18 protein-coding genes are annotated in these 19,781 nt (G+C 66.4%); 3 read left to right on the forward strand and 15 right to left on the reverse strand.

Going from position 1 to position 19,781, the window contains the following annotated elements; all coding sequences use genetic code 11:
• Positions 1-58: 58 nt before the first annotated feature.
• The 11 genes from B9Y64_RS18230 to B9Y64_RS18280 form a co-directional block, all read right to left on the reverse strand.
• Complete coding sequence (locus B9Y64_RS18230) at positions 59-1,831, reverse strand: DUF885 domain-containing protein (protein ID WP_100441915.1); 1,773 nt, start codon at positions 1,829-1,831, stop codon at positions 59-61.
• A 287-nt stretch (positions 1,832-2,118) separates the two neighbouring features.
• Positions 2,119-3,063: a M12 family metallopeptidase gene (locus B9Y64_RS18235; protein WP_100441916.1), complete on the reverse strand. Its 945-nt coding sequence runs from the start codon at positions 3,061-3,063 to the stop codon at positions 2,119-2,121.
• Between the two features lie 9 nt (positions 3,064-3,072).
• Positions 3,073-3,441, reverse strand: coding sequence for a hypothetical protein (locus B9Y64_RS22050; RefSeq protein WP_157804538.1), 369 nt, complete (start codon positions 3,439-3,441; stop codon positions 3,073-3,075).
• A 913-nt stretch (positions 3,442-4,354) separates the two neighbouring features.
• Positions 4,355-4,702, reverse strand: coding sequence for a lipid-A-disaccharide synthase N-terminal domain-containing protein (locus B9Y64_RS18245; RefSeq protein ID WP_162292384.1), 348 nt, complete (start codon positions 4,700-4,702; stop codon positions 4,355-4,357).
• Complete coding sequence (locus tag B9Y64_RS18250; RefSeq protein WP_100441918.1) at positions 4,702-5,424, reverse strand: glycosyltransferase family 2 protein; 723 nt, start codon at positions 5,422-5,424, stop codon at positions 4,702-4,704. The genes B9Y64_RS18245 and B9Y64_RS18250 overlap by 1 nt, the downstream gene beginning before the upstream one ends.
• A gap of 88 nt (positions 5,425-5,512) precedes the next feature.
• Positions 5,513-6,478, reverse strand: coding sequence for an NAD-dependent epimerase/dehydratase family protein (locus B9Y64_RS18255; RefSeq protein WP_100441919.1), 966 nt, complete (start codon positions 6,476-6,478; stop codon positions 5,513-5,515).
• 50 nt (positions 6,479-6,528) lie between these two features.
• Positions 6,529-7,263, reverse strand: coding sequence for a suppressor of fused domain protein (locus B9Y64_RS18260; RefSeq protein ID WP_100441920.1), 735 nt, complete (start codon positions 7,261-7,263; stop codon positions 6,529-6,531).
• A 127-nt stretch (positions 7,264-7,390) separates the two neighbouring features.
• Positions 7,391-8,314 (reverse strand): ParB/RepB/Spo0J family partition protein, encoded by a 924-nt coding sequence (locus B9Y64_RS18265; protein WP_100441921.1) that lies wholly within the window; start codon positions 8,312-8,314, stop codon positions 7,391-7,393.
• A complete protein-coding gene (locus B9Y64_RS18270; RefSeq protein WP_032128472.1) occupies positions 8,314-9,111 on the reverse strand; it encodes a ParA family protein in 798 nt (265 codons plus the stop codon). Before B9Y64_RS18270 ends, B9Y64_RS18265 begins: the two co-directional genes overlap by 1 nt.
• 112 nt (positions 9,112-9,223) lie before the next feature.
• Positions 9,224-9,862 (reverse strand): 16S rRNA (guanine(527)-N(7))-methyltransferase RsmG, encoded by a 639-nt coding sequence (gene rsmG / locus B9Y64_RS18275; protein WP_100441922.1) that lies wholly within the window; start codon positions 9,860-9,862, stop codon positions 9,224-9,226.
• Between the two features lie 39 nt (positions 9,863-9,901).
• A complete protein-coding gene (locus B9Y64_RS18280; protein ID WP_100441923.1) occupies positions 9,902-10,501 on the reverse strand; it encodes a 4'-phosphopantetheinyl transferase family protein in 600 nt (199 codons plus the stop codon).
• A gap of 84 nt (positions 10,502-10,585) precedes the next feature.
• On the opposite strand from B9Y64_RS18280, the gene B9Y64_RS18285 reads away from it, so the two are divergent.
• Positions 10,586-10,837 carry a GlsB/YeaQ/YmgE family stress response membrane protein gene (locus B9Y64_RS18285; protein ID WP_005411656.1) on the forward strand — a complete coding sequence of 84 codons (252 nt, stop codon included), beginning with the start codon at positions 10,586-10,588 and terminating at the stop codon, positions 10,835-10,837.
• A 72-nt stretch (positions 10,838-10,909) separates the two neighbouring features.
• Here the strand turns inward: B9Y64_RS18285 and xth are convergent, their stop codons facing one another.
• The 4 genes from xth to B9Y64_RS18305 all read right to left on the reverse strand — a co-directional run bounded on the left by xth (position 10,910) and on the right by B9Y64_RS18305 (position 16,701).
• Positions 10,910-11,677, reverse strand: a complete 768-nt coding sequence (gene xth, locus B9Y64_RS18290; protein WP_100441924.1) for an exodeoxyribonuclease III — start codon at positions 11,675-11,677, stop codon at positions 10,910-10,912.
• 116 nt (positions 11,678-11,793) lie between these two features.
• The gene (locus B9Y64_RS18295) at positions 11,794-13,203 is read right to left on the reverse strand and encodes a coniferyl aldehyde dehydrogenase (RefSeq protein WP_100441925.1); all 1,410 of its coding nucleotides are present in this window, start codon (positions 13,201-13,203) and stop codon (positions 11,794-11,796) included.
• Positions 13,204-13,431: 228 nt separating this feature from the next.
• Positions 13,432-15,093: an MFS transporter gene (locus B9Y64_RS18300; RefSeq protein WP_100441926.1), complete on the reverse strand. Its 1,662-nt coding sequence runs from the start codon at positions 15,091-15,093 to the stop codon at positions 13,432-13,434.
• Positions 15,094-15,273: 180 nt separating this feature from the next.
• A complete protein-coding gene (locus tag B9Y64_RS18305; protein ID WP_100441927.1) occupies positions 15,274-16,701 on the reverse strand; it encodes a DcaP family trimeric outer membrane transporter in 1,428 nt (475 codons plus the stop codon).
• Between the two features lie 245 nt (positions 16,702-16,946).
• Between B9Y64_RS18305 and acs the strand changes: the two genes are divergently transcribed.
• Entirely contained in the window at positions 16,947-18,890 is a 1,944-nt protein-coding gene (gene acs / locus B9Y64_RS18310; RefSeq protein ID WP_100441928.1) for an acetate--CoA ligase, read from the forward strand.
• Positions 18,891-19,044: 154 nt separating this feature from the next.
• Entirely contained in the window at positions 19,045-19,710 is a 666-nt protein-coding gene (locus tag B9Y64_RS18315) for a response regulator transcription factor (RefSeq protein WP_006477308.1), read from the forward strand.
• The last annotated feature ends 71 nt before the right edge of the window (positions 19,711-19,781 follow it).

Consider the following 19,781-nt stretch of genomic DNA (forward strand, 5'->3'; position numbering starts at 1 on the left):
CCATGACCGGGTCGGATCCCCGCCCATCGGGCGGGGCTCTGACCCGATCACACGACGGTCAGGCCTTCTTGCGCTCGGCGATGTAGGCCTGGATCTGCTGTTCCAGCACCGGCAGCGGCACCGAGCCCTGCTTCAGCAGGGTGTCATGGAAGCCCTTGATGTCGAACTTGTCGCCCAGTTCCTTCTCGGCCTGCGCACGCAGGCGCACGATGGCGATCTCGCCGAGCTTGTAGCTCAGCGCCTGGCCCGGCCAGGAAATGTAGCGGTCCACTTCAGTGGTCACTTCATGCTCGCTCAGCGCGGTGTGGTCACGCAGGTAGGCCAGCGCCTGCTCGCGGGTCCAGCCCTTGCTGTGCACGCCGGTGTCGATCACCAGGCGCGCGGCACGCCACATCTCGTAGGTCAGGCGGCCGAAATCCTCGTACGGGGTTTCATAGATGCCCATCTCCACGCCCAGCTTCTCGCAGTACAGCGCCCAGCCTTCGCCATAGGCAGAGATGTAGGCGTTGCGGCGGAACTCGGGCAGGTTCTTCTGTTCGGCGGCGATGGCGCCCTGCAGCGAATGGCCCGGATCGGATTCATGCAGGGTCAGCGCCGGCAGGTTGTACAGCGGGCGCGACGGCAGGTTGTAGGTGTTGAGCCAGTAGGTGCCCATGCCACCACGGCCGGCGGTCCAGAACGGTGCGATGTCCGGCGGCACCGGCACGATGGTGAAGCGGGCGCGCGGCAACGTCATGTACTTGCCGAGCTGGCCGTCCGCCCGCTTGGAGATCCACGCGGCACGCGACAGCAGTTCCTCCGGCGTCTTGGCATAGAACTGCGGGTCGGTGCGCAGGAAGGTCAGGAACTCGGCGAAGCTGCCCTTGAACTTCACCTGCTTGATGATGTCGTTCATTTCCTTCTGGATACGCTCGACCTCACCCAGGCCGATGCGGTGGATCTCGTCCGGCGACAGGTCCAGCGTGGTGTATTCGTGGATCTGCTGCCTGTAGTACGCCTTGCCGTCCGGCATTGCTTCGGCGGCCAGGGTGGTGCGCGCCTGCGGCACGTACTCGTTGACGAAGAAGCTGCGCAGCTGCTGGAACGCCGGCACCACCTTGCCGCTGATCGCCGCGCGCGCCTGCGCCTGCAGCTTGGCCTGTTCGGCGGCCGGGATGCTGTTGGGCAGCTTCTTGAACGGCGCGTACAGCGGCGACTCGGTCGGGTCCTTCAGTTCGGCAACGGTGGCGATGGACACTTCGCGACCATCGAGCACGGCGCGCGGCACGCTGAAGCCACGCTTCAGGCCGGCCCGCATGTTTTCGGTCTGCTGGTCGAAGTAGCGCGGCACATCGTTCAGGCGTGCGATGTAGTTCTGGTAGTCCTGCGCGGTCTTCATCTCGCGCCGGGCCATGAAGGACAGGTTGGACCAGAACGAGGAATCGGCGTTGAACGGCATCTCGTAGCCGCGCAGGCGCGTCTCTTCGGCCAGGTTGAACACCTGGTCGTGGTAGATCGCGTAGTTGACCTGGTTGTCGGGCGAGAGGGTCTTCGGGTCGATCTTCTTCAGCGCGGCCAGGGTCTCGTCCCACACCTTCAGGCGTGCCTGCTGCGCGGCCGGGCCGATGTCGGGCATGCGGGTGGCGTTGGCCGGGGCGTCTTCGTCCTCGCTGGCCTCGCCGCCACCCTGCTGGCGCCACTTCCATTCCTTCTCGTACAGCGCGCGGAAGGCGGCATCGGCGGGCGATTCGGTAGCCACGCTGGCGGGCGCGGCGGCGGCGGGCGGCACGGCCAGGGCCACGGCGGGGGCGGACAGGGCGATCAACAGGGCAACGGCAAGACGGGTTTTCACGAGCACAGGTTCCCGGGAAGGCAGACCCCGATGATGGCACCGCCCACAGCGCATGGCATGGGACGAAGGTCCTGCCTGCGCCGCAGGCAGGGCCGGGACCCCAGCGCCCAAGGCGCGAGGTAGAGCCGACCGCTGGTCGGCTGCTCTTCGCAGAACGGATGAATCCCCCGCACTGCACGCGGTAGTCGACTGGCCGTCGACCCTACCCCGTCACCTCTGACGACGGCGGACAGAATGGGGCCCGGCCTGCCGCCGGGCCCCTTGTCAATGATGGGAAGACTTCCCCGTCAATAATGCAACAACAGCGAATTCACACGGGTGATGAGCGTGGCCAGATACTCCGCTGTGGCAATGTCCTTATTGCTCAGGCGCGCGGGACTGGCCTCGTAGAGCGACCCATCCGGCGCGGTGAAGAACGGCAGATTCCTTTCCATCAGGTCCTCTTTCATCGGACTTCGCTGCGGATACGAGCCATACATCATGATCGAGCCGGTATCCATGGCATACGGTTGGCCGGGAGAAAAATGCTCAGGCCTGAGTGCCGCGATGACCAAGTTATAGGTACTGGCCGGATAGTTCTGCTTGATGTAATCGAGCGTATCCTGCCTTACCCTTACCCACCTGTCCCGACCGGGCCGTTGATGCTCATGTATCATGCCGACCACGTGCCCCAGCTCGTGAACCATCGAGCGAAGCGTGCAATCGGTGCTCAACGTCATTGTTGCCTGGTCCCCGTCGGCCGGGGCGCCTACCGATGCTGCGCAGCGGCTTGCGGAGTTGGCGACGACAATATCGGCCGAATTGACATTCGCTGTTTCCGTGAACTGCCAGCTTGTGGCCTCATTCCAGATTCCGGCACCCTGCCGCAGGAGATTCCGTACACTTGACGGAACCGCCGATTGGAAAGCATAGGTCAGGTTGGATTTTCTCCACAGGCGTGCGGTGCCGACCTGGGGCTCATCGATGGCATGATCTGAATGAGCGTGTGTGACAACATCCCCAATGCTGGTGACCTCCCCTGGGAATGCGAGCACATCATCCTGCAGAAAGACCACACCATCGCTCACTTCGGCGACGATCTGCTTTCCCTGATAGACGACCTGCCTCAACGAGGTGCCCTCCGACGCCATTCCACCGGCTGCTGGAAACAGCAACATCAAGGCGCTGTAGCGCGCGATCCCTCGTAGCCGTGATGGAAACAGGGATTTCCGCAATGCATGCGTTGGTTTCATGGGTGCACCTCAGTAGCCCATGAGCCGGACTTCATCAAAGTCGTCGCACGGTGTTCCAAAATGATCCACCAGGGTCACTCTCTGCCCCGTGGTCTGCGCCAGCATCAACAGCGACAACAGGGAAGGGCCGGGCGAATCGTTCAAGTTATAACTGTGGTTGAGCATGAGCTCTCCCGTACGGTGATTGCTGTCGATATAGCTGACCATTACCGAATTTCCACCGTCGGGTCCCTTTTTGGCAACGACCCAACCCGCATGGATCTGCTTGATTGTCACGTTGTTGGCGCAGACTGTGTTGGCAAATGCCGGGGCTGAGCCAATGCAGAAACCAACGGAAATCATGAAAGCAAGCAGACGGCGCGAAGTGCGGATGTTCATGGCAATACTCCCTCAAGGTCTTGGATGGACTACGGAGTTGAATGAGCCTTCGGCATGAGTGCGATGACTCAAGTGCGAGACTGACGTCCGTGGGTGCTTTCCTTCCTCGACTTGCCTCGATGCGTGACAGCGTTTGCAATCGCTATGCGATGAGGTAGGCGAAAGATTCGCCAGCCATGGTGATTACGACGCCGCTGTTTTGCTGTTAACGACAGGCATTCGGATTTTTCCTATCCACATGCCAGGACGCCGCCATGCCTGTCTGGGCCGGGAACCGGCCACAGGCCGGGCCCCCGGTAGCAGCCAACCTTGGTTGGCACAGGGGAAACCCAGCGCCGACCAAGGTCGGCATCTACCAAGGCACCGCCGCTGGACATGCAGTAGATCCACGCCATGCGTGGATGCGCCGGGGATCCTGACGGGGGTCAGAGCCCTTTCCTGCGGAAAGGGATCCGACCCCGGGGGCCCAGGGCGCCGCCGCCGGACATGCAGTGGATCCACGCCATGCGTGGATGCGCCGGGGATCCTGACGGGGGCCAGAGCCCTTTCCTGCGGAAAGGGATCCGACCCCGGGGGGCCCAGGGCACCGCCGCTGGACATGCAGTAGATCCACGCCATGCGTGGATGCGCCGGGGATCCTGACGGGGGCCAGAGCCCTTTCCTGCGGAAAGGGATCCGACCCCGGGGGCCCAGGGCGCCGCCGCCGGACATGCAGTGGATCCACGCCATGCGTGGATGCGCCGGGGATCCTGACGGGGGTCAGAGCCTTTTCCTGCGGAAAGGGATCCGACCCCGGGGGGCCCAGGGCACCGCCGCTGGACATGCAGTAGATCCACGCCATGCGTGGATGCGTCGGGGATCCTGACGTAGGTCGGAGCCCTTTCCTGCGGAAAGGGATCCGACCCCGGGGGCCTCAGTGGCTGGCCCTGTCGCGATTCCAGCCGCGGTGCTTGATGTCCAGGTGCAGGCTGTACAGCGCGGTGAACGCCGGGAACAGGTTCTGCAGCACGCCCACCGAGTCCTGCTTGGCCGAGAACAGGAAATAGCTCAGCGTCATCAGGCTGCCGACCACGCTCATGTACCAGAACAGGCGCGGGATGACCGGCTTGCCGGCGCGCTTGGAGGCGATGAACTGGACCAGCCAGCGGCCACCGAACATCAGCGCGCCGGTGTAGCCGATCAGCTTCCAGCCGGTCACGTGCAGGCCGGTCCAGTACAGCCAGGTCAGTGGCTGATCGAGCCAGTGCAGTTCCAGGCCCATCACCGCTCTTCCACCGTGGTGCGCTTGCTGCGGGTGATCAGCCAGGCCACGCCGCGCAGATCGCGGATGCCGACCAGCGCGCGGCCGAGGTTGTTGTACTTGGACACGCCGGCGGTACGGTGGCGGTGGTTGACCGGCACGCTGGTGGTCTTCCAGCCGGCACGCTGCATCAGCGCCGGCAGGTAGCGGTGCATGTGGTCGAAGTACGGCAGGTCCAGGAACGCGCTGCGTTCGAACAGCTTGATGCCGCAGCCGGTGTCGGGCGTGTCATCGCGCAGCATGCGCGCACGGATGCGGTTGGCCCAGCGGCTGGCCCAGCGCTTGCTGCCGCTGTCCTGGCGGTTGACGCGCCAGCCGGCGAACAGCTTCACCTGTGCCTCGGCCGCGTCGCGTGCGGCGAGCAGCTTGGGGATATCGGCCGGATCGTTCTGGCCATCGCCATCCAGGGTGGCGATCCACGGCGCCCGCGCATGCTTGACGCCGGTGCGCACGGCGGTGCTCTGCCCGCTCTGGTTTACATGGTGCAGCACGCGCAGTTCCGGCGTGGTGGCCTTCAGGCCCTGCAGCACGGCCAGGGTGTCATCGCGCGAGTGATCGTCGATGTAGACGATTTCGAACGGCAGCCGGCCGCGCAGCGCAGCGGTGATTTCGGCGACCAGCGGGGCGACGTTGTCGCGCTCGTTGAATACGGGGACGACAACGGAAAGCTCGGGTTGGCTCATGGGGGACTCGGCCAAGGGGGACAAAGACCGCGCATTCTCCGCAGCCGAGGTTATCCGAAGATGAACCCGGCCGCGTGAGGATCACTGCTCAAGCGCGGTCACCAAAATACTCGCGGCACCATTCCACGACGGGGGGCAGCCCCTCCTCGATCGGGGTCACCGCATCGAAGCCGAAGGCATCATGCGCGCGCCGGGTGTCGGCCATCGTGCGCACCATGTCGCCGGGCTGCATGGGCTTGTAGACCTTCTGCGCGGGGCGGCCGGCGGCCTGCTCGATCACGCCGATGAAGCGCTCCAGCTCGACCGGCGTATGGTTGCCGAGGTTGAACACCCGGTGCGGCACCGGGCCGTCGGCCGGATGCGCGAGCGCGCCGAGGATACCCGACACGATGTCGGAGACATGTGTGAAATCGCGCTGCATGCGGCCTTCGTTGAACACCTCGATCGGCCGCCCGGCCAGCACCGCGCGGGAAAACAGCAGCGGTGCCATATCCGGCCGGCCCCACGGGCCGTACACGGTGAAGAAACGCAGGCCGGTGGCGTGCAGGCCGTACAGCTGGGCGTAGGTGTAGGCCATCAGCTCATTGGCCGCCTTGGTCGCCGCGTACAGCGAGCGCGGCTGGTCCACGCGCTGGTCCTCGGAGAACGGCGGCGTGGCCGAATCGCCGTAGACCGAACTGCTGGAGGCATACACCAGGTGCTGCACGCCACGGTGGCGGCACAGCTCGAGCATGTTGACGAAGCCGACCAGGTTGCTGTCGACGTAGGCGTGCGGGTTTTCCAGCGAATAGCGCACGCCGGCCTGTGCGGCCAGATGGATCACCGCGCTCGGCTTCACTTCGTCGAACAGTGCCGCCAGGCCTTCGCGGTCGGTCAGGTCGAGCGTGCGCAGGTCCAGCGCCGGGCACAGCGCGGCCACGCGGTCGCGCTTGATCTGCGGGTCGTAGTAGTCGTTGAAGTTGTCCAGGCCGACCACGCGCTGGCCTGCCTCCAGCAGCGCGCGGGCGGTGTAGGCACCGATGAAGCCGGCAGCGCCGGTAAGCAGGATGGTCATTGCAGTTGCCTGGAGATCAATGAGTACAGGTGCAGAGGATACGCTGAGGCTCAGAACAGCCCGAAACGCTTCCTGGCCACGTTGGTGCGGCCGGGTTCGATCACATCCTGGATCTTCTTCGCATCGAAGCGGTCGAGCAGTGCCTCGGCGCCCTTCTTCAGCTTCAGGTCCATCTCTTCCGGGTACAGCGGAACCAGGGTCATGAAGCTGATGGTCTTGCCGTCGTCCAGGTCCAGCGTGGCGAACGCTTCCGGGGCGGTCACCGGCGGCAGCACGATGGCGCCGTCGAAGCCCACGCCCGGCGCGTAGGGCTCGCTGGGATGGCCGTTGGGAACGGTGTGGCCGAAGCCCAGCCAGGTGTCGTATTCGTGCGGCAACCGCGCCATGCTCTTCAGCAGGCGCACCGGCCAGTAGTTGCGCTCGTCCTCGAAGGCATCCTGCGAGATCGGCCAGTCGGCCGGCAGGGTCACCATCAGCTCCATGTAGCGCGGCACGTCCGCATCCACCTCGGCGGGCAGGGTCATCGGCAGGTCGCTCATGCCGGAGGTCACCAGCCGCAGATACGGGAACGCGTCATTGGCCGGCACCACGTGCACGTCGATGTGCACCAGGTCGGAGATGAGCTCGTGCAGGACGGTCTCGACCGGCCCGAGATGACGCGTGATATGGGCGCTGATCGCCTCGATATGCTGCTCTTCGCCGATGGCGAGCACAAAGTCCTTTTCGCGGCGATGGACCAGGATCGGGCTGCCGCCCGGGCTGACGTCGTCGTGTTCGTTGCTCATGTCCTGCTCCCTGGATGAGGCCACGGACCGGAGAGCAGTGCATCCCCCGGCGCGCGCGGCGGTGCGTTCCCTGGCATTGAAGGGACGCGGCAGGAACAGGCCACACCCCCCTGGCGCTGCGCCGGGCTCAGCCCTGGCGCGTACGCAGTTTTTCCAGCACGCCGTCCAGGGTATCCAGGTCGGTGTAATGGATGATCAGCTTGCCCTTGCCGCCCCGGCCGTGGCTGATCGCCACCTTGGCACCCAGCGCTTCGGACAGTTCGGTTTCCAGCGAGGCGATGTCGGCCTGCTGCACCTTCGGCGTGGCCACCGGGCGGTTGCTCGGCACCTTGCCGGCAGCGAAGGCCTGCGCACGGCGCTCGACCTCGCGCACCGACCAGCCTTCATCGGCCGCTTCCTGCGCCAGCTTGCCGGCCAGTTCAGGGGCCAGGGTCAGCAGCGCGCGGGCGTGGCCCATTTCCAGGCGGCGGGTTTCCAGCAGCAGGCGGATCGCCACCGGCAGCTCCAGCAGGCGCAGCAGGTTGGACACCGCCGCGCGCGAGCGGCCGACGGCCTCGGCAGCCTCGGCATGGGTCAGGGTGAACTCGCTGATCAGGCGCTGCAGCGCCTCGGCCTCTTCCAGCGGGTTGAGGTCTTCGCGCTGGATGTTCTCGATCAGCGCCATCGCGATGACGGTGCGGTCTTCCAGCTCGCGCACCACCACCGGCACTTCGTCCAGGCCGGCCAGCTGCGATGCGCGCCAGCGGCGCTCACCGGCGACGATTTCGTAGTTGCCCGCCGGCAGCTGGCGCACCAGGATCGGCTGGATCACGCCCTGCGACCTGATCGAGTCGGCCAGCTCGGAGAGCTTGCCCTCGTCCATCTCGCGGCGCGGCTGGTACTTGCCCGGCTGCAGCTGGCCCACGGCCAGCTTGCGCAGCACTTCACCCGGCAGCGGCTCGATCACCGCGGTGGTGGCCTGCACCTGGCTGGCCGCCCCCTTCGGGCCCAGCAGCGCATCCAGGCCACGGCCGAGGCCCCGCTTCTTGGCTGCCGGCTTGCTGCTGGTCATCAGACGGTCTCCACGGCCTTGGCGGCCTTGTTGCGTTCGTTGTTGCGGCGGATGATCTCGCCCGCCAGGCCCAGGTAGGCCACGCCACCGCGCGAGGCACGGTCGTAGCCGACGATGCTCTGGCCATGGCTCGGCGCCTCGGCCAGGCGCACGTTGCGCGGCACGATGGTGCGGAACACGCGGTCGCCGAAGTGCTCGGTGAGCTCGGCCGACACCGCGTTGGCCAGGTTGTTGCGCACGTCGAACATGGTGCGCAGCACGCCTTCGATCTCCAGCGCCGGGTTGAGGTTGGCACGCAGCGCTTCGATGGTCTCCACCAGCGCGCTCAGGCCTTCCAGCGCGTAGTACTCGCACTGCATCGGCACGATCACCGAATCGGCGGCGGCCAGCGCGTTGAGCGTCAGCAGCGACAACGCCGGCGGGCAGTCGATCAGGATGTAGTCGTACTCGTCGCGGATCGGTGCCAGCGCACGCTTCAGCCGCTGCTCGCGCTCGCTCTGCGCCATCAGCTGGATCTCGGCTGCGGTCAGATCGATGTTGCCGGGCAGCAGGTCGTAGCCTTCGGCGGTCTGCACGCGCACATCGGCGGCGCTGGACTCGCCCAGCAGCAGATCATAGGTGGAGGAGACCAGCTCACGCTTGTCCACGCCACTGCCCATGGTCGCGTTGCCCTGCGAATCCAGGTCGACCAACAGCACGCGCTTGGGTGCGTTGGCCAGGGAAGCGGCCAGGTTGACGGCGGTCGTGGTCTTGCCGACGCCACCCTTCTGGTTGGCGATGGCGATGATGCGGGCCATGCGGGTGTGCCTCGTCGACGTGTGCTGGGACCGGTCATTATGCGTACAACCGGCCCCTTGCGGAAATCGTGAATCGCCAACCCGTTGTTCCACAAAGGGCTGGCGGCGGGAATCAGGGACCTGTAACAGTGACCAGATGGCGTTCGCCGGCCAGGCCGGGCACGCTCAGCGGGGTCACCTCACGCACCTGCCAGCCAGCCGGCAGGTCCGCGATCTCTTCATGCGGGTAGACGCCCTTCATGGCCAGCAACACGCCACCGGGGCGCAGCAGGTGGCCACCGACGCGGACGATGCCGGCCAGGGTGTCCATCGCGCGCGCGGTCAGCTGGTCGTAGCGGCCGGCCTCGTCCAGCGCCTCGGCGCGCGATTCGGCCACGCGGGCATTGTCCAGGCCGAGCTGGCGCACGGCCTCGCGCATGAAGCGCGCCTTCTTGCCGTTGCTCTCGACCAGGGTGACCCGCAGGCCCGGGCAGGCGATCGCCAGCGGGATGCCGGGCAGCCCGGGGCCAGTGCCAAGATCGGCCAGGCTGCCATCGGCCACGAACGGCTGCATCGCCAGCGAGTCGAGCAGGTGGCGGGTGACCATCTCCTGCGGGTCGCGGATGGCGGTGAGGTTGTAGGTGCCGTTCCAGCGGTGCAGCAGGGCCAGATAGCGCAGCAGCGGCGGCGCCAGCGCGGCGTCCAGGCCCATGCTGGCCAGGCCCTGTTCCAGCGTGGCAGCCACGCTGGCGGGAAGTGGGTGTTCGCTCATGCCGACATTATCGCCGGTTTTGCGCACTGATTCGCCGCTTCAGTGTGGATACCAGGCCAATGCGGCGCGGAACTGGCCCGTGGCCTGCCATTCGTGCAGGTGCCAGCGCGCGGCCTCGCCCAGTTCCGGGTCGCACCAGCGCAGGTGCAGGGCGCCATCGGCCCCCGGCGCCAGCTGCAGGCGGTGCAGGCCGAACGAGATGCCCTGCCCGTGCGCCTTCAGAATGGCCTCCTTGATGCACCAGACACGGAAGAACCAGTGCTCGCGACCGGTCTCGTCCAGGCTTTCCAGCCAGGCCACCTCCTCGGGGTGGAAGAAGCGCTGCACGATCTCCAGCAGACGGGCCCGCGGCCGCAGCAGCTCCAGGTCCACGCCCAGCCGCACGCCTTCGCCCAGTGCCACCAGCAGCACCTCGCCGCTGTGGCTCCAGCCGGTGCCGTAGTGGGCCAGCGCGCCGCTCAGCTCCGGCCGGCCCTTGTCATCGCGGACCAGCGGCAGCGTCTCCGGGTCGGCGCCCAATGCCTGCGCCAGCACCTGCCGCGCCTGCGGTTCACCACGCTGGCCCGGCACGTGCGGGCGCCGCCAGACCGTCACCGGACCGAAGCGCCAAGGGCCGTCGAGGGTGACTGGCAGGCTCATCCGCACGCGCCCATCACGCAATTCCACGACGGGTTCACAGCCCTGCGCGTCAACTGGTCACAGTTCCCCACCGGAGTATCGATCATGGGCATCATCATCTGGCTGATCGTCGGCGGCATCGTGGGCTGGCTGGCCAGCATCATCATGAAGCGCGATGCGCAGCAGGGCATCATCCTCAACATCGTGGTCGGCATCGTCGGCGCGCTGATTTCCGGCTGGCTGTTCGGCGGCGGCATCAACGAAGCGATCACCATCCGCACCTTCCTGTTCTCGCTGATCGGTGCGGTGATCCTGCTGGCGATCGTCAACCTGTTCACCCGCAAGAGCATACGCTGACGCGGCGGTCGTGCCGGCCGCTGGCCGGCAGACGCATCGCAACGGGCCCGGCAATCGTCGGGCCCGGTTCGTTCAACCGAGCTGCACCCACGCCGGCGCGTGATCGCTCGGGCGTTCCCAGGTACGCGGCTCGCGATCGATGCCCGAGGCCACCGCACTGCCCTTGAGCGCATCGGAGACCAGGGTCAGGTCGATGCGCAGGCCCAGATTGCGGCGGAAGCCGGCAGCGCGGTAATCCCACCAGCTGAACACACCGGCCTCGTCGTTGTGCAGGCGGAAGCCATCGTGCAGGCCCAGCTGCAGCAGCTTGTCGAGCGCGCCGCGCTCGGCGGTGGAGGTCAGGATGTGGTTCTCGTTCCACACTTCCGGGTCGTGCACGTCGCGCGCGTCCGGGGCGATGTTGAAGTCGCCCATCACGATCAGCTTCGGGTGGCGCTGCAGCTCCTGCGCGATCCAGCCGTGCACCGCTTCCAGCCAGCGCAGCTTGTACTCGTACTTGTCGGTGCCGATGTCCTGGCCGTTGACCACGTACAGGTTGATCACCCGCAGGTCGCCAAAGGTGCCGGCGATGACACGCTTCTGTTCATCCTCGAAGCCGGGGATACCGATCTGCACGTCCTGCGCCGGCTCACGCGACAGCAGGGCCACGCCGTTGTAGGTCTTCTGGCCGGCGAACACGCTGCGGTAACCGGCACCGATCAGCGCCGAGTCGGGGAACTTGTGGTCCTCCAGCTTGGTTTCCTGGATGCCGACGATGTCCGGGCCGAAGTCCTTGAGCCACTGCTCCAGGTGCGGCAGGCGGACATTGAGCGAATTGACGTTCCACGAGGCGATCTTCATGGGGGCATTCTACCCGGGTGGGCGGGGCTGGGCGCCCATGCACCCCGGTGGACGCCAACCTTGGTTGGCGCCTACCGGAACCCGGTACGGTCAGTAGAGCCACGCCATGCGTGGCTTCACCGCAGCAGGAATCGCAACAACCCGGCAATCCTCGAGTACGGCGGCCGCAGCCGGTCGCTGGCCGCCCACCGCGATTGCCACAGCACCGGCAGCCGCTTGCTCATCGCATCGAACCCGGCCCGGCCGTGGTACGCGCCCATGCCGCTGGCCCCCACCCCGCCAAACGGCAGGCCGTCGGCGGCGAAATGCAGCAGGGTGTCGTTGACCGTCACCCCGCCGGCCACCACCTGGCCGAGGATGCGCTCCACCGTCGCCTTGTCGTGGCTGAAGGGGTACAGCGCCAGCGGCCGGTCACGCGACAGCACGTCGGCCAGCGCCGCTTCCAGGTCCGGGTAGGCCCGCACCGGCAGGATCGGGCCGAAGATCTCCTCGCGCATCAGGTCCAGGTCGTCCGGCGGGTCCAGTACCACGGTCGGCACCAGCAGGCGCTCGCGGTCGGCACGTGCGGTATCCACCTGCGCCAACGGAATCACCGGCACGCCGCGCTCGCGCGCCTGCGCCAGATACCCCAGCAGGCGCTGGTACTGGCCTTCGTTGATGATGCGCGTGTAGTCGTCGGCATCGCCGAAATCGCCGTAACGATCGCGTACCTGCTGCTGCAGTGCCTGCACGAACTCACGCTGGCGCGCGGTGTCGATCAGTACGTAATCCGGGGCGATGCAGGTCTGCCCGGCGTTGAACCACTTGCCGGTGGCCAATCGTGCGGCGGCCTTGTCCAGCGGGAAATCGCGGCAGACGATGGCCGGCGACTTGCCACCCAGTTCCAGCGTGACCGGCACCAGATGCTCGGCGGCGGCGGCCATCACCTTACGACCCACCGCCGTGGAGCCGGTGAACAGCAGATGGTCCAGCGGCAGCGAGGACACCGCCGCGGCCACGTCCGCCCCGCCCTGCACCACCGCCACGCGATCGGGCGGGAACACGTTGGCCAGCAGATCGGCCAGGAACGCGCTGGTGCGCGGCGTGTGTTCGGAGGGCTTGAGCAGCACATGGTTGCCAGCGGCAATCGCCGTGGCCAGCGGGACCAGTGCCAGCGTGACCGGGTAGTTCCAGGGTGAGATCACCCCGACCACGCCCAGCGGCGTCGGCCGCAGCTGCGCGCGGGCCGGCCATAGCCGCCAGCCGGCGCCCACCTGCTGCGTCTTCGACCAGCGCCGCAGGTGCCGGCGCAGATGGTCGATGGCCGAGAGCACGCTCATGCCGTCGGCGAGTTTCGATTCGATGTGGGCGCGATGGCCGAAGTCCTCGGCGATGGCCCGGGCCATTTCATCCAGGCGCGGCTTCAGGGCCTCGCGCAGTCGGCGCAGGTCATTCTCGCGCTGGTCCAGCGATGGGCGCTGCGACTGCCAGGCGCTGCGCAGGGTGTGCACGATGGCGGGGAGCCCGGCCGGCATGGTGGTGGTCATGGGCCGACTATACGGCGTGCTGCGCGTTTGGATGGGGTCAGATCCCTTTCGCGCGCGAAAGGGATCTGACCCCGGGCGTGAGCACCGTCTATTCACGCCTGCGGAGGTTTGTGCCGCGCGGTGCGCGGTCACCGGGCATGGCTCGGCGCGACAGGGAAACGAAAAGGCCGCGGTCTGCACCGCGGCCCCTGGAACCCGGCGGGTGCCGACCATTGGTCGGCACACCGGTTACTTGGTGATATCCACGTCCTTGGTCTCGCGCAGGAACAGGCCGCCGATCACCACCGACATCAGCGCGATGATGATGGGGTACCACAGGCCGTAGTACAGGTTGCCGGTACCGGCCACCAGCGCGAACGAGATCGCCGGCAGGAAGCCACCGAACCAACCGTTGCCGATGTGGTACGGCAGCGACATCGAGGTGTAGCGGATGCGGGTCGGGAACAGTTCGACCAGGTAGGCGGCGATCGGTCCGTAGACCATGGTCACGTACAACACCAGCAGCCACAGCATGAAGATGGTGCCGGCAATGTTGATGCGTGCGCCATCGGCCTTGGCCGGGTAGCCGGCGGTGGTCAGGGCGGCCTTCAGTTCCGCACCGAACGCATCGGCCTTGGCCTTGCCGTCTTCCTTGGTCAGGCCGGCGGCCTCATACGAGGTGACGCTGGCGCTGCCCACGTTCACCATCGCCAGCGAACCGGCGGCGGCGGGCTGCACGTCGTACGGCACACCCGCCTTGGTCAGCGCGGCGGTGGCCACGTCACAGGAGCTGGTGAACTTGCGCAGGCCGACCGGATCGAACTGGAACGAGCAGGTGTTCGGATCGGCCACGACCAGGGCCGGCGAGCTGCTGCGGGCCTCTTCGATGGCCGGGTTGGCGAAGTGGGTCAGGCCCTTGAAGATCGGGATGTAGGTGACGGCAGCCAGCAGGCAGCCGGCCAGGATGATCTTCTTGCGGCCGATACGGTCGGACAGCCAGCCGAAGAAGATGAAGAACGGCACGCCCAGCGCCAGCGCGGCCGCGATCAACAGGTAGGAGGTGGTGGCATCGACCTTCAGCATGCTGCTGAGGAAGAACAACGCGTAGAACTGGCCGCCGTACCAGACCACCGCCTGGCCGGCCGCAGCGCCGAGCAGGACCAGCAACATCAGCTTCAGGTTGCCGCCCTTCAGGCTGTCACGGAACGGCGTCTTGGAGCCCTTGCCCTCGGACTTCATCTGCTGGAACAGCGGCGACTCGCTCAGCTGCAGGCGGATCCACACGGACACGCCCAGCAGCAGGATCGAGACCAGGAACGGAATGCGCCAGCCCCAGGCTTCGAAAGCTTCGTTGCCGAGGAAGTAACGGCAGGCCAGGATGATCAGCAGCGACATGAACAGGCCGAGCGTGGCGGTGCACTGGATGAAGCTGGTGTACAGGCCGCGCTTGTCGTCCGGCGCGTGCTCGGCCACGTAGGTGGCAGCACCGCCGTACTCGCCGCCCATCGCCAGGCCCTGGGCCAGGCGCAGGATGATCAGGATCACCGGGGCGGCAAAGCCGATCGAGGCGTAGTTGGGCAGTACGCCGACCAGGAAGGTCGAGATGCCCATGATCAGGATGGTGACCAGGAAGGTGTACTTGCGGCCGATGCGGTCGCCGAGGCTGCCGAAGAAGGCCGCGCCGAACGGACGCACGAAGAAGCCGGCGGCGAACGCCAGCAGGGCGAAGATCATGCCCGTGGTTTCATTGACGCCACTGAAGAACTGCTTGGCGATGATGGCGGCAAGCGAGCCATACAGGAAGAAGTCATACCACTCGAACACCGTGCCGAGGCTCGACGCGAAGATGACCTTCTTGTGGCCCTGGGTCAGGGTGCCCGCTTTGTGTGCGGAGCTGGGTGTGCTGGACATGGGACGTGTTTCCCTCTGTAGATGCCGACCACCGGTCGGCACGCCGTCTTAGGTGGGTGCCGACCGTTGGCCGGACCCGATCTCGGTAGGTGCCGACCATTGGTCGTACCCGATCTTGGTAGGTGCCAACCGTTGGCCGGCACCGATCTTGGTGGGTGCCGACCGTTGGTCGGCACGCATCTAGAAGCTGTATTTCGTGGTGAACTGCAGCCGGGTGATGTCACCCTTGTTGCCGTTCTCGATCTCGCGGCGGCCGTACATCAGCTCGGCGCCGATATCAACCTTGGGCAGCGGCGAATAGAAGATGTTGCCGCGGATGCTCTGCACGCTCTTGGTCACCAGCGGGCCGAGCACGCTGTCGTTGTCGTAGTCACTGCGCGCGTAGATCAGGTTGGTGCGCAGCTTCGGCGAGAACGCATGCCGCCAGCCCACGTAGCCGGCCAGCACGCCGGTCGGATTGAGCTCGTCGCGGGCGATGTCGTAGGCGCTGTCGGCCGTGATGCCCAGGCCGATGTAGCGGGCGATGCCTTCGCCGCCGGTCAGCTGGTAGTGCAGCGAATCGCTGTCACCCATCACCCACTTGCCGCCGAGGGTCAGGCCGCCGGCCACCTTGTCGGCCTTGGCACCGGTGGCCTGGTTGTCGACCTTCAGCTGACGGACGATGCCGCCGACACCGAAGGTGCCCCAGTCACCCTTCCAGCCATAGCGCAGCGTCAGGTCAGGCAGGCTGCCACGGTCAGAGTTGCCACTGGTGTTGGTCCAGGCACCGGTGACCGGATTGCGGACGCCAGTGAGGGTGGTGGTTTCCGGGTTCTCCAGCGCAACGCTGAAGCCGCCCTGGGTGTAGCGCACCTGGGCCTGGCGCACGAAGATCACGCCATCGGTGGGGCCGACGAAGTCGACCGCTTCCGGCAGCGACGCCGCGTCCATGAAGTTGGACCAGGTCTGGCCGGCCAGCCAGTTGTTCCAGTACATGTAGGCGTGGCGCAGGGTTACGCCATAGGTGTTGGTGGCGGTCTGGTTGCCCAGCGAGTTGCCGAAGAAGTCCATCTCGAAGAACGCACCGGCCTTGTTGCCCGATTCGCTCACGTTGTCGATGCCCAGGTTGAAGCGCGAGAACTTGGCGTGGGCGTTGAGGTCGGTGCCCGAACGCTTGCCGCTGCCGCCGGCGCCTTCCACCGGGGTCTGGCCCGGCAGGTACAGCGCGCGGCCGGTGGCATCGTCGGCCAGCTGGCCATCGCTGGTCTGGGTGGCCAGGAAGTCGGCCTTGATGAAGCCGCCGATCTTGACCGTGGTACCCGGTGCAGCACCGGGGGTGATGGTGGTGACCTGGATCGGCTGCTTGCCGGCCGGCACCGCCGCAACCGGCTTCTGCTCAGCCTGCACCGTGCGGACTTCGGTCACGGCCTGCTGGGTCTGGCTGATCTGGGTCTGCTGTTGTTGCTGCGAAGACAGCAGCAGCTGGACCTGGCGTTCCAGTTCGGCAACGCGTGCTTCAAGCGCTTTCTCTTTGGCGGTCTCTGCGAACGCCATGCCCGGTGCGACCAGGGCGACCAACAGGCAGGCCGCCAAAGGTTTGCGCACGGCTTTCAACGTACGGTGGCTCATGTTGCCCTCTCTCCCAAGTGGCAAGGTGATGCCGCGCGTGGGGCACGGTCGAGCCGAGACTGCGGGGCGTTCGCGCACAGCGGCTATTGGCCATTGGTCGAACCCGGGCCTGCTGGACGCTCACTTTCGACCATGGTCTAACCAAGGTGGTGACGCGGCCGGGGGTGGATGGGGCAAACTGAGGGGGATCGGTCGCCGCGATGCTGCGACCGCACATACAAAGTCAACGTGCAAGTGAGGGTGCCATGGCTGATATCTACCCCGTCGATCCGCAGTTCGCCGCCAAGGCACGCATCGACAAGACGTCCTACCAACAGCAGTACCAGGCTTCGGTGACCGACCCGGAGGGTTTCTGGGGCAAGGCCGCCGAGCGCCTGCAATGGATGCGCAAGCCGACGAAGATCAAGAACGTCAACTACGACCTGTCCGACTTCCACATCAAGTGGTTCGAGGATGGCGAGCTCAATGCCAGCGTGAACTGCCTGGACCGCCAGCTGGAAACGCGCGGCGACAAGACCGCCCTGCTGTTCGAGCCGGACGGCCCGGATGCACCGGCCCAGCACGTGACCTATCGCGAGCTGTACGAGCGTACCTGCCGCCTCGGCAACGCGCTGCGCAATCTTGGCGTCAAGAAGGGCGATCGCGTCACCATCTATCTGCCGATGATCGTCGACGCCGCGGTGGCCATGCTGGCCTGCGCGCGCATCGGTGCGATCCACTCGGTGGTGTTCGGTGGTTTCGCGCCGAACTCGATCGCCGACCGCGTCAGCGACTGCCAGAGCAAGCTGATCATCACCGCCGACGAAGGCCTGCGCGGCGGTCGCAGGATTCCGCTGAAGGCCAACGTCGATGCCGCGCTGAAGCTGCCGGGTACCAACACCGTGGAAACCGTGCTGGTGGTGCGCCACACCGGCGGCGCGGTGGACATGCAGGCCCCGCGCGACCGCTGGTTCCACGACGTGGTGGACAGCCAGCCGGCCACCTGCGAGCCGGAGCGCATGAACGCGGAAGACCCGCTGTTCATCCTCTACACCTCCGGTTCCACCGGCAAGCCGAAGGGCGTGCTGCATACCACCGGCGGCTACCTGCTGTACGCGGCCTACACCCACGAAGCGGTGTTCGACCTGCGCGAGGACGATGTCTACTGGTGCACCGCCGATGTCGGCTGGGTCACCGGCCACAGCTACATCGTGTATGGCCCGCTGGCCAACGGCGCGACCTCGCTGATGTTCGAAGGCGTGCCGAACTATCCGGACACCTCGCGCTTCTGGAACGTGATCGACAAGCACAAGGTGACGATCTTCTACACCGCCCCGACCGCCATCCGTGCACTGATGCGCGAGGGCGAGGAGCCGGTGAAGAAGACCTCGCGCGCGTCGCTGCGCCTGCTCGGCAGCGTCGGCGAGCCGATCAATCCCGAAGCCTGGCGCTGGTACTACGAGGTGGTCGGCGACAGCCGCTGCCCGATCGTCGATACCTGGTGGCAGACCGAGACCGGCGGCATCCTGATCTCGCCGCTGGCCGGTGCGATGGACCTGAAGCCGGGTTCGGCCACCCTGCCCTTCTTCGGCGTGCAGCCGGCGCTGGTCAATGCCGATGGCGAGATCAAGGACGGCCCGACCGAGGGCAACCTGATCATCCGCGATTCCTGGCCGGGCCAGATGCGCACGGTATACGGCGACCACCAGCGTTTCATCGACACCTATTTCCGCACCTACCCGGGCAGCTACTTCACCGGCGACGGTTGCCGCCGCGACGAGGACGGCTACTACTGGATCACCGGCCGCGTCGACGATGTGATCAACGTGTCCGGCCACCGCATCGGCACTGCCGAAGTGGAAAGCGCGCTGGTCTCGCACCCGAAGGTGGCCGAAGCGGCCGTGGTCGGCTTCCCGCACGACGTGAAGGGCCAGGGCATCTACGCCTATGTCACCCTGGTGGCCGAAGAGGCACCGAGCGATGAGCTGCACAAGGAGCTGATCGCCTGGGTGCGCAAGGAGATCGGCCCGATCGCCACACCGGACCACCTGCAGTGGGCGCCGGGCCTGCCGAAGACACGTTCGGGCAAGATCATGCGCCGCATCCTGCGCAAGATCGCCGAGAACGCGCCGGACCAGCTCGGCGACACCTCGACCCTGGCCGACCCGTCGGTGGTGGCGTCGCTGGTGGACGAGCGCAAGGTGCGCTGATGCATCACCCCGGGGTCGGATCCAGGGGTCGGATCCCTTTCCGCAAGGAAAGGGCTCTGACCCCCAGAGATTCCGGCCGCCAAGGGGTCAGATCCCTTTCCTGACGGAAAGGGATCTGACCCCGGACAGTTTTCCCCCACGGTTCCCCCCGACCATGACCACCCTCCTGATTGCCGATGACCACCCGCTGTTCCGCGAAGCCCTGCGTGGGGCGGTGCAACGGGTCATCCCCGGCGTGCAGCTGTTCGAGGCCGACAGCGTGGAAGCGCTGTACGCACTGGCCGACCAGCACAACGACGCCGACCTGGTCCTGATGGATCTCAACATGCCCGGTGCGCAGGGTTTCAACGCGCTGGTGCACATGCGCTCGCTGCACCCGCACCTGCCCGTGGTGGTGGTATCCGCCCGCGAAGAGGCCACGGTGATGCGGCGCGCACTTGACCACGGTGCGCTGGGCTTCATTCCGAAGTCTGCGGATTCAGACACCATCGGCCATGCGCTGGGCACCATCCTCGATGGCGAGACCTGGGCACCGCCGGAAGCGCACAACGTGCCGCCCACCGGCAGCGAGGAACGCGAGGTGGGACAGCGCCTGCGCGAGCTGACCCCGCAGCAGTTCCGTGTCCTGCAGATGCTGGGCGCCGGCCGCTTGAACAAGCAGATCGCCTACGACCTCAACGTCTCCGAAGCGACGATCAAGGCCCACGTCACCGCCATCCTGCGCAAGCTGGGCGTGACCAACCGCACCCAGGCCGTGCTGATGGCCGGCAAGCTGGCGATCGACGACGACGCCATCGTGCTGCCACCGGAAGAGGATTGATCTTGACGAACTGCGGAGCCCAGCATGGGCATCTCATGATGCCCTTGTAGAGCCGAGCCCATGCTCGGCTG

The sequence above is a fragment of the Stenotrophomonas maltophilia genome (genome assembly GCF_002799245.1).
Taxonomy (GTDB): Bacteria; Pseudomonadota; Gammaproteobacteria; order Xanthomonadales; family Xanthomonadaceae; genus Stenotrophomonas; species Stenotrophomonas maltophilia_S.